General features: G+C 66.1%; 1 protein-coding gene. It reads right to left on the reverse strand.

Features of this window, described 5'->3' with window-relative positions; genetic code table 11:
- Positions 1-1,103 (reverse strand): PA domain-containing protein (locus T398_RS26815; RefSeq protein ID WP_496450585.1); only part of this gene is annotated, 1,103 nt, incomplete at both ends.

A 1,103-nucleotide genomic window follows, 5' to 3' on the forward strand; every position in this document is an offset into this window, starting at 1 on the left:
CTGGCGGGTGCCGGCCTCGACGTCGCCTCGTAGGTCGGTGTCCAGTTCGTAGTCGAGCTGCAGCAGCGTGATCGGTTCCGGGGTTTCGGGGGCGGCGTTGTTGGTGCTGGAGATGAAGTCCCACTCGGTGTGGGTGCGGGTCGACAGCCCCCACTCCTCTGCCGGACGCGACGCGTCCAGCACCAGCCGGTACGGCAGCGTGCCGGCCGGCACCTCCTTGGTCGGCAGGTAGGCGCTCCCGGTGTTCTCGTGTAGCAGCGTGTCGCCTTGATAGAGCTTGATGTGTTCCTGTGCGGTGAAAGACCCCGTCATCACTCCGCCGTAGTCGAGCACGCCCGACGGGTTCCAGGGATGCGGGTTGAGAGTCATGAAGTCCTGGTACCGACCGTTTTGGTCGCTGGCTGACCGGTTGAAGGCCGGCCGGATGGCGGGTGCGAACCAGTCCACTCTGGTGGTTGTGCCCTTGGCGTAGGTGTGCGTGTCCGCCAGGACCAAAAAGTCACGCTGCCGGTGGCTCTCGCGCCAGGGGATGTCCGGGGTGACCCACTCGGTACGGGCGCTGGGATGCCACTCCGGTTCGTCGACCCCGATTGGTAACCCGACGGCCATGTTGGCACGGTAGCCGGTGCCTTCGGTGTTCTGGACGGCGTGGTATCGGGCGTCGATTCGGGCGAGGTCGTGGTGGCTGGGGTGGTAGGTGAGGGGCTGGTCGGGCACCTGTTCGCGCCAGACTTTGGCTAGGTCGTAGACGGTGTCGGGGTATTTCTCCTGGGTGACCTTCAGCGGCGGGATGCCGTGTTCGGCGAGTTTGGTCAGGATGTTGCCGATGTCGCGGTGAATGCTGGCGACGGGGATGGGGGAGTTGCCGACGTATTCGGAGAGGATTCCGGGGTTGTCGTTGACGATCAGGAGTAGTTCGGCCCCGGCTGCTGCCGCGGTGGCGGCTTGGTCGGCGGGGCTGATGTCGTCGTTGCGGGTGACGACGGCGATTTTGTCGTCGGCGTCGAGGTCGGTGTAGTCGTCGGGGGTGCCGTTGCCGGCGTGGACGGGGCGGAGCCACTGTTTGCCGGTGGTGATGGTGCTGCCGGGTTGGGCCACGGCGT

The organism is Salinispora goodfellowii (assembly GCF_059570675.1).